The sequence below is a fragment of the Actinoplanes sp. ATCC 53533 genome, from assembly GCF_003947245.1.
In genome coordinates this window covers 1-8,015 of the sequence record NZ_QHHV01000349.1, presented here as the reverse complement: position 1 = coordinate 8,015, position 8,015 = coordinate 1, and the positions used below count along the sequence as shown (strand labels likewise).

Genomic DNA, 8,015 nt, shown 5'->3' with positions numbered 1-8,015 from the left:
CGCTGATCAAAGAGCCGCTTACCGAACTTCAAAGCGCGGTATGCACCGGCGCCGCCGCGTGCTGCTTGTCCGGGCTCCACCACGCTGGGATGCTACCGCAGCAGGGGTGCCGAGTGTTCAGTTCGAAGGCACACGCGACTGGCGCGTGTTGCCGTCGTCGTATCGCGGGCTTTCCGGGCAGGTCTGCTGACGAGCGGTAAGACCCTCGATGCACTGATCTGCCGCGATCCGCGCGCTACGCAGTGTCACGGCGAGGCGAGCGGCTGACGCACGGGCATGCCGAAGTCAGTGTGTCGAGTTGATGGTTCCTTCTCGGTGGTGTACCGATCATGGCAATCCTGTCGGTTGATCGAAGACGGCATCCGTGAGATCGACATCGGTCAAGTCGGCGTCGGTGAGGTCCGTGCGCAGATCCTTGCCGGTCACGATCACCATGCGGGTCAGCAGGTTCAGCGCCTCGGTGGCGTGTTCCCCGCCGTCGATGCGGGCCGCGATCTGCTTCTCTAACTCGGCGAACGCGTCGGCCTGGTTGCGCTGACGGAACGCCGCGTAGACGCCCAGCAGGCGACTGCCCGACAACCACGCGTAGGCGGGCCGGACCGCGCGCAGCACGATCATCACGCCGAGACCCCGGGTCAGCCGCTGTCGCACTCCTGGGCTCAACCCTGGCGGGCCCCAGCCTTTGCCCGCCTCGTCGGAGCCGCTGAGCAGCCACCGGGATTGCCAGTCGTCGCCCGGGAAGGTCTGGAGCCAGTCCAGGATCCGGCTTACCGCCAGCTGATGCCGCCACCGCTCGTGGTAGGTCGGTGCGTTCAACAGCGCCTCGGCCAGCCGGACGATCTCCTCGCGGGTGCAGCGCTCTCGACCATCGACGACCGCGGGCAGTTCCTCGGCGGGCCTGCGTGGCGCGGGCAGCACCGCAGGATCGGCAGGGCTGATCGGTGTGCGGGCAACTCGTCCGTGGCGGCCGATCATCAGGCGTCTCCGAAGACGTCGGCCAGGTCCTGCGGGTCGTAGTCCCAGCCGTCTAGCGGCTGCGGCGCCGGCTTCGGCCGGGTGTAGTGCTCGTGGACCTTCGCGATCACCTCGTCCGGCTGCGGGCGCAGGTAGCCACCGGTCGTGGTGATCCACCGGTGCCGCATCACCTGCTGGACATCGACCAAGCTGACCTGCGGATCGGCGATCAGCCGCAGACACAGCGTGTGCCGCAGGTCATGCCAGCTGATGTTCGCGCCGATCCGGTCATTGACCCGGTTCAGCAGCGCTCGCAGCGCGGTGTAGGTCAACGGCCGCCACGGCCGTCGCCGGGTCCACCACAACGGCTCATCCGGCCCCGGACGCAAGCCTTCGTCGGCCATCTCGCCCAAGTAGAGGGCGAACCAGCCGAATGCCTCGGGCGAGGCCGGGCACGCCTGCTTGATCCCGCCCAAGCCCTTGGTCCGCACCCAGATCCGCCCGTCACCGGGGTGCGCGTCGGCGACCGTCATCCCGAGCATCTCCGCCGCCCGGGCCCCGCTCGACAGGAACATCCCGACCAGCGCCCGATCCCGGTGGCTGCCCAACGACGTGAACACGTCGTCGATCACGTCGTCCGGCACGGCCCGTGGCAGCCGGTCCGGCTGCTTCTGCCGGTAGATGCCGCGCCGGTGCGGCCGAAACGGCTCCAGCGGATTGTGGTGTGCGTCCAGCCGACCGCCGGTGCGTGACTGCGGCGGCACGGGCGAGACCATCGGCCCTGAACCAGACGCGCGGTGGATCTCGTAGAACGCCGCCAGCACCGACAGGGCGTGGTTGATCGTGGCCGGCGCATACCCAGCCCGCAGATGCGCTTTTCCAGTCCGCGCGTTCACCGACCCCGGCGCCGGCCCGCCCGCGCGGCGACGATCCCGGGCCGGGTTCACGCTCGAACGCAACCAGAGCACGAAGTCCCGCACCTCTGCCCGGCTCGCCCGCTCCCAGCCGACGTCGACCGCGGCGAGGAACCTGAACCAGCGCAGCAGGTCGAACGCGTACGACCGGCACGACGCCGCGCTCGACCCACACGCCAGCAGGTCTTTCAAGAAGGCGTCGGCCGCATCGATCCGGGCGCCGGCCCCGTCGAGCACTACCCACGGCAGCGTTGGGTCCGAGGTCTGCACGACCCGCCCGGCCTTGGTTACCACCAAGCCGGCCAGGTCGCGCCCTGCTATTGCCGAGTTCTGCTCCACGTGTCGCCCTCCCGAAGATCGACCTTCCGGAGAGGGAGGGTTCCCCGACTACGCGGCCAACCCCAAATCCGACACGCCGTTAGTGCGGTCAACGGGCCTGTGCACGGCCTTGCCCGAGTAGGAGAGCCGAAGGCTGAACAGCGCGCAGGTTACGAGCTCGCCGCGCAGGCGGATGGCGACGTCGCCGAAGTCAACCTCGGCCTCGCGGCCCGGGAGGTGCTCTTGCGGGATGAACGCGTTGGCAGGTTCCCGTCCGACCTCGACGCGAATCTCACGGCGTCGGGTGGCGACGTACTCGCGGACCATCCAGTACGACACCACCCCGGCCCCGTCATGTTCGTCAAGCAGGGCGATCGAAGATCCGCTTCGCCGTGTGTCGCTGCTTCCGCGGCGCGTCGAGGTCCGAGCGCAGCCAGTCGTCGATCACCACTCGGTACGCGTCAAGCCGTGAGCCGCGTTTGGGCGGTTGCTTTCTCTCCTTCGGCCATGCAGATTCCAGCGCCGCTGTCACGGTTCGGAAGCCGACGCCGTGCTTGCGGCGCGCGGTTGGACATCCCAGATCGGGCATCCCGTCGGATCGCCGCGTACAGGTCGACCCGGGAACGCGGCTGCGTCATCGGTGGCACTCCTGACGTGAGCACGCCGTGGGCACGACTTTCGGCACCGGGCCACCGCCCGGGAACGGTGACCGCATGCGACCGCAGCCCGGAATCACTGGCCCTACCGAGGTGCCTGGTCATGTGCTGCGCAGGGGTTCGGTGGGCGGTACTGAGGCGGCCCGGAGTGCGGGGTACGACCGACGACGGAGCCGATGAGCCGCGAGTAGGCCAGATCGAGTCCCACTGAAGCCCAGGTCAGTACGACGGCCCGGCCTTGCGTGGCGACGAAGACGTTGGTGACGAGCACGCCCAGGATCAGGCCTGTGATGCCGGCGACGACATCAACCTCGACACCACCTGCCCGCCCCGTGTCCCTGGCGCGACGAAGATCTGCTTGCGCGGTGCCTAATCGGTCTTCCCGCAACACCTCGCGGGCTCCTCAGCGTTCGCTGCTGAAGAACCGTAGCAACAGCGGGCCGACGGTCTGTGGATCGACGACGTGATCCGGCCCCTCGAGGGTCTCCCGTTGAGCGTGGGGTAGTAGGTCTGCGAGCTCGTCGGCCGCGCGGTCGAAGAAGTCCGAGGGCAGGCCTGCCATGTAGGGGACCGTGATCGGTCCTCCGGTGGTGACCAGGACCGGTTGGGTGACCGTTGCCAGTCGATCGGCCGGCAATTGGTAGCGGTTGAGGAAGACGCTGTCGTGGACCAGCGTGGGCGCGAGGGCGACCGAATCCGCCCAATGCGCCGTCTGCTTGCCTGCCGCTTTCCTGGCCGCGATGTTGTCGTCGGAGGCGCCGGTCACGCGCATGAACAGTTCGAGAACCTCCTCGTCTCGCCCGGCGTCGAAGGCGCGTCGGGTGTCCGCGATGTACTCCTCGAATCGCGGGCGTATGTCGTCCCCGACCACATAGGGCACCTCCCACACGGCGATCGTGTCGATGGCTGACCCGGCCGCGGCGGCTTCCAGCGCCAGCGCGCCACCAGAGGACGCCCCGAACAGGTGTGCCGAGCCGCCCGCCTCCGCGATCAACGCATCCAGGTCCTCGATCTCCCTTTCCACGGCGTAGGGCTCGGTGAAGCCGCTCGCGCCGCGTCCCCGACGGGCATAGTTGTAAACCGTGAAGTGCTCGGCGAGAGCAGGTACCAAGGGAGCGTTCTCGGCTCCATCGTCCAGTCCGCCGCCTACCAGGACGACAGCCGGGCCGCTTCCCTTCCGGTCATAGGCGATGGTGGTGCCATCGTTTGATGTCACGCGAAAGGCCATCTCGTTCATCTCACATCTCCGTTCGAGAGGTTTGTCTCAGCGCCTGAGCAGCGTGCCGACGACGGCCTTCGTGCGCGACCACCGCGCCCTTGCGATCACGGCCGCCACGACGAGACAGGCGAGCGGCAGCCAAGGGCTCTGCTCGAGCACGAACTGATCGGTGATGACAGCACCGGTCAGCAATGCCGCCAACCCGAGACTGGCCAGGCCCGCCAGAGCCGGGATCAGCAGTCCAACCCCTCCCGCGACCTCCAGCGCTCCGACCAGGTACCGGAGCCACTGGCCAGCCCCGATGTCGGCGAACATGTCCACCATGACCGGGTCGCCGGCGAGCTTCGAGATTCCGCCGCCGGCGATTATCGCCGCCAGCACGACTTGCAGAATCCAGACCCCGATGCTGCTCGCCCGCCCGGGCGTGTGCGCAACGGTTTCCGAGTTGTTCTTGGGGATGGTGCTCATTCGTCTCTCCTTGTCGTGTCCGGGCCTGGTACCGGTGATGGCGTTGGCCGAGTGGGCCGGGTTGTCGGAGTTGATTTCGACCAAGTGCTCGCGGCAGCGGCATCTACTTCTTGTTGCGGTAGAGGACCATGGTGATGGGACCGAAGACCGCGACGAGAAGTACGGACGAGACGAGCACCCAGCCGATTTCCCCGGCGGGCACCGAGCCGTCCATCAGGCCGCGTACCACGGTCGCCAGGTGGGTGATCGGGTTGACCTCGACGACCGCCTGCATCCACCCGGGCATCGTCTTCGGGTCCACGAAGATGTTGCTCACGAACGTCAGCGGGAACATCACCATCATGCTGACCCCCGCCACCGAGTTCGGCGTGCGCAGGATCAGGCTGAGCATCGTCCACAGCCACGACAGGCAGAACGAGAACACCAGCAGCAGCGCGACCGACAGCACCACGCCGACGGCGCCGCCCTCCGGCCGGAACCCTAGGACCAGGCCGAGCATGATGACGATCGCCGACCCGATCGAGTAGCGCACCAGATCGCCGAGCAGGGCGCCGACCAGCGGCGACGGTCGCCACACCGGGAGCGACCCGAACCTGTCGAAAACGCCCTTTTGAATGTCGGTGTTCAGCGTAATGCCGGTGTTCATGGTGATCATGACGTTCGCCTGCACCAGGATGCCGGGCAGCAGGAACTGCAGGTATTCCTGTGTCGACCCGGCGAGCGCGCCGCCGAACAGGTAGGTGAACATCAGCGTGAACATGATCGGGAACAGGGTCACGTCGACGAGTTGCTCGGGCACGTGTTTGATCTTCAGCAGCGCCCGCCAGCCGAACGTCAACGAGGTGAGCACCGGGCCGGGGCGAGACGGCCGCTCACCGGCCAACAGCACACTGCGCAGCGCATCCTCGGTGACCGGCGCCGACGCCTGCTCCGCGGTCGTGGCATTCATGCGGCATCCTCCTCGGGTGTCTCCTCGGCGGCGTGTCCGGTCAGGGTGAGGAACACCTCGTCCAGGCTCGGCTGACCGAGCGCGAACTCGGTGACGTCGATGCCGCAGCGGGACAGCTCGGCCAGGGCGCGGGCGACCCGCTCGGGGTCGGAGATCCGCGCGGACAGCGCGGCCGGGTCGGCGGACGGCTCGGCCGGCACCTCGAGGACGCCGGCGAGGACCCGTTCGGCCTCGGCCCGCTGCTCGGGCGCACGTAGCCGTACGTGCAGCGAGCCGGCGCCGACCGATGCCTTGAGCTCGCCGCTCGAGCCCTCGGCGATCACCTTCCCGTGGTCGATCACCGCTATCCGGTCGGCAAGCTGGTCGGCCTCGTCGAGGTACTGCGTGGTCAGCAACACGGTGGCGCCCTCGGCGACCATGCCCCTGACGATTTCCCAGACCTGGTTCCTGCTGCGCGGGTCGAGCCCGGTCGTGGGCTCGTCGAGGAAGATCAGTTCGGGGGTGACGACCAGGCTCGCCGCGATGTCGATGCGCCGGCGCATCCCGCCGGAGTACTTCTTCACCTGCCGGTCGGCCGCCTCGGCAAGACCGAACGCGTCGAGCAGGTCGGTCGCCCGCTGCCTGCCTCGGCGGCGTGAGTAGCCGAGCAGCCTGGCGAGCAGCAACAGGTTCTCCACCCCGGTGAGGTCCTCGTCGACCGACGCGAACTGCCCGGTGAGGCCCACCCTGCTCCGCACCGCCTGGGCGTCACGCACGACGTCGTAGCCGAGCACTTGCGCCTCTCCGGCGTCGGGGCGCAGGAGCGTGGCCAGCATGCGGATCGTGGTGGTCTTGCCCGCCCCGTTCGGACCGAGCACGCCGTACACGCCCCCGGCGCTCACGGCCAGGTCCACACCGGCGACCGCGTGGGTCGTGCCGAAGCTCTTCTTCAACCCTCTCGTCTCGATCGCGAACTTTCCCATGGGTTCGATTCCTTCTCTCGGTGTTGCGAACGGATTTGGTTGAGCTAGTCAAGTTTGACTACTTGGCCAGAGCACGCGAGGAGGAAACGTCTAGTCAAGTTTGATTAGAAGCGCACCTTGAGGTGACCGGGGACCGTTCGCCACGAACCCGGATCGTCGGCCATGGTGTAGGCGCCCTCAGACAGTCGTTTGCTCAGGCTCTTCGCCCACTCCAGTTCGGTGCGTGCGTGTCCCGCCCACAGTTCGGCCTGATCGCGGACGTGCTCGGGGGCGTCCCGATTGGGGTGCTCCCGCCACTTGGCCTGCACTACGAGCTCCGCTTCCAGGCGCGCGACCCGCTCGTTAACCTGCGCGATGGCATCTGTCCTGGTCAGCATGGGCAACATGGCGATGGACGCGTTGAGCATGTCCGCGTCGTGGGTGCGCCGCAGACCGTCGCGGACCAGTTCGACCATCTCGTCACGTCCCCGAGCTGTCGCGCGGTACAGAACGCGCTCCGGCCCAGAGTTGCCCGGCTCGGCGTGTTCGGTGAGGAGGCCATCAGCCGCCGCCTTCTTCAGCGCGTGATAAATCGAGCCGGGCTTGATCTTGGCCCAACTCTCCGCACCCCAGCTCTGCAGTTCGGACCGCACCTGGTAGCCATGCGCGCCGCCGGAGAGGTGCACGATACCGAGTACCAGGAGCTTCGTCGCCGACACGCGCCCACCTCCGCTTAACCCCCTCGTCTCGATCGCGAACTCTCCCATGGGTTCGATTCCTTCTCTCGGTGTTGCGAACGGATTGGTAGAGACTAGTCCAGTTTGACTACTCGGCCAGAGTACGCGAGGAGGAAACGTCTAGTCAAGTTTGATTAGAAGCGCATCTTGAGGTGACCGGGGACCGTTCGCCACGAACCCGGATCGTCGGCCATGGTGTAGGCGCCCTCAGACAGTCGTTTGCTCAGGCTCTTCGCCCACTCCAGTTCGGTGCGTGCGTGTCCCGCCCACAGTTCGGCCTGATCGCGGACGTGCTCGGGGGCGTCCCGATTGGGGTGCTCCCGCCACTTGGCCTGCACTACGAGCTCCGCTTGCGCGCCCGCCCGGGGTGGTGTCAACTCCCACCAACACTAGGGTGCCCTCCTGGTCCGGGTGGCGTCAGCACTGACCTACAAGCGGTGCTGGTGGAGACCTCCAAAGCCAGCCCGGTGGGCTGCCGCGCGTTTTCCGGACAGTGCTTTTAGCGTGTTTTCACGCCGCTAATGTGTTGTCCGTGCGTCCGCTGAGAATTTCGTACGGCGTCTTATAGCCGAGCGCCGAGTGGATCCTTTGGCGATTGTAGTACAGTTCGACATAGCGCACAATAGCGTCTCGTGCGTGGGCTTTCGTCGGGAAGACGGTCCGGTTGACCATCTCATTTTTCAGGCTGGCATTGAACGATTCTGCTAGGGCGTTGTCCCAGCAGACCCCCGTACGGCCGACCGAGGACCGCAGACCGAGTTTCTTCAGCGTCCGGCGATACTCGTGCGACATGTATTGGCTGCCGCGATCAGAGTGGAAGATCGCACCTTTCGGTATGGTGATGTTACGGGCCGCCATC

The 8,015-nt window shown here is 67.0% G+C and carries 10 protein-coding genes; all 10 read right to left on the bottom strand.

Annotation, left to right across the window (positions count from 1 at the left end; translation table 11 throughout):
- Positions 1 to 327: 327 nt before the first annotated feature.
- Positions 328 to 975, bottom strand: a complete 648-nt coding sequence (locus tag DMB66_RS56725) for a hypothetical protein (protein WP_125812283.1) — start codon at positions 973 to 975, stop codon at positions 328 to 330.
- Positions 975 to 2,207, bottom strand: a complete 1,233-nt coding sequence (locus tag DMB66_RS56720; protein WP_125812282.1) for a site-specific integrase — start codon at positions 2,205 to 2,207, stop codon at positions 975 to 977. Before DMB66_RS56720 ends, DMB66_RS56725 begins: the two co-directional genes overlap by 1 nt.
- A 48-nt stretch (positions 2,208 to 2,255) precedes the next feature.
- Positions 2,256 to 2,528 (bottom strand): hypothetical protein, encoded by a 273-nt coding sequence (locus tag DMB66_RS63275; protein ID WP_199753243.1) that lies wholly within the window; start codon positions 2,526 to 2,528, stop codon positions 2,256 to 2,258.
- Positions 2,529 to 3,245: 717 nt separating this feature from the next.
- Positions 3,246 to 4,079 carry an alpha/beta fold hydrolase gene (locus tag DMB66_RS56710; RefSeq protein WP_125812281.1) on the bottom strand — a complete coding sequence of 278 codons (834 nt, stop codon included), beginning with the start codon at positions 4,077 to 4,079 and terminating at the stop codon, positions 3,246 to 3,248.
- A gap of 27 nt (positions 4,080 to 4,106) precedes the next feature.
- Positions 4,107 to 4,529: a DoxX family protein gene (locus tag DMB66_RS56705; RefSeq protein WP_125812280.1), complete on the bottom strand. Its 423-nt coding sequence runs from the start codon at positions 4,527 to 4,529 to the stop codon at positions 4,107 to 4,109.
- 103 nt (positions 4,530 to 4,632) lie between these two features.
- Entirely contained in the window at positions 4,633 to 5,478 is an 846-nt protein-coding gene (locus DMB66_RS56700) for an ABC transporter permease (RefSeq protein ID WP_125812279.1), read from the bottom strand.
- The gene (locus tag DMB66_RS56695) at positions 5,475 to 6,440 is read right to left on the bottom strand and encodes an ATP-binding cassette domain-containing protein (protein ID WP_125812278.1); all 966 of its coding nucleotides are present in this window, start codon (positions 6,438 to 6,440) and stop codon (positions 5,475 to 5,477) included. The genes DMB66_RS56700 and DMB66_RS56695 overlap by 4 nt, the downstream gene beginning before the upstream one ends.
- A 104-nt stretch (positions 6,441 to 6,544) precedes the next feature.
- A complete protein-coding gene (locus DMB66_RS56690; protein ID WP_125812277.1) occupies positions 6,545 to 7,138 on the bottom strand; it encodes a PadR family transcriptional regulator in 594 nt (197 codons plus the stop codon).
- Positions 7,139 to 7,290: 152 nt separating this feature from the next.
- Positions 7,291 to 7,494: a hypothetical protein gene (locus DMB66_RS56685; protein ID WP_125812276.1), complete on the bottom strand. Its 204-nt coding sequence runs from the start codon at positions 7,492 to 7,494 to the stop codon at positions 7,291 to 7,293.
- Between the two features lie 172 nt (positions 7,495 to 7,666).
- Positions 7,667 to 8,015 (bottom strand): integrase core domain-containing protein (locus DMB66_RS56680; protein WP_125812275.1); only part of this gene is annotated, 349 nt, incomplete at its 5' end.

Excerpts from the sequence above, each read along its gene's own strand:
- DMB66_RS56700 (WP_125812279.1), bottom strand. The coding sequence starts at position 5,478 with ATGAATGCCACGACCGCGGAGCAGGCGTCGGCGCCGGTCACCGAGGAT.
- DMB66_RS56710 (WP_125812281.1), bottom strand. The coding sequence starts at position 4,079 with ATGAACGAGATGGCCTTTCGCGTGACATCAAACGATGGCACCACCATC.
- DMB66_RS56705 (WP_125812280.1), bottom strand. The coding sequence starts at position 4,529 with ATGAGCACCATCCCCAAGAACAACTCGGAAACCGTTGCGCACACGCCC.
- DMB66_RS56695 (WP_125812278.1), bottom strand. The coding sequence starts at position 6,440 with ATGGGAAAGTTCGCGATCGAGACGAGAGGGTTGAAGAAGAGCTTCGGC.
- DMB66_RS56725 (WP_125812283.1), bottom strand. The coding sequence starts at position 975 with ATGATCGGCCGCCACGGACGAGTTGCCCGCACACCGATCAGCCCTGCC.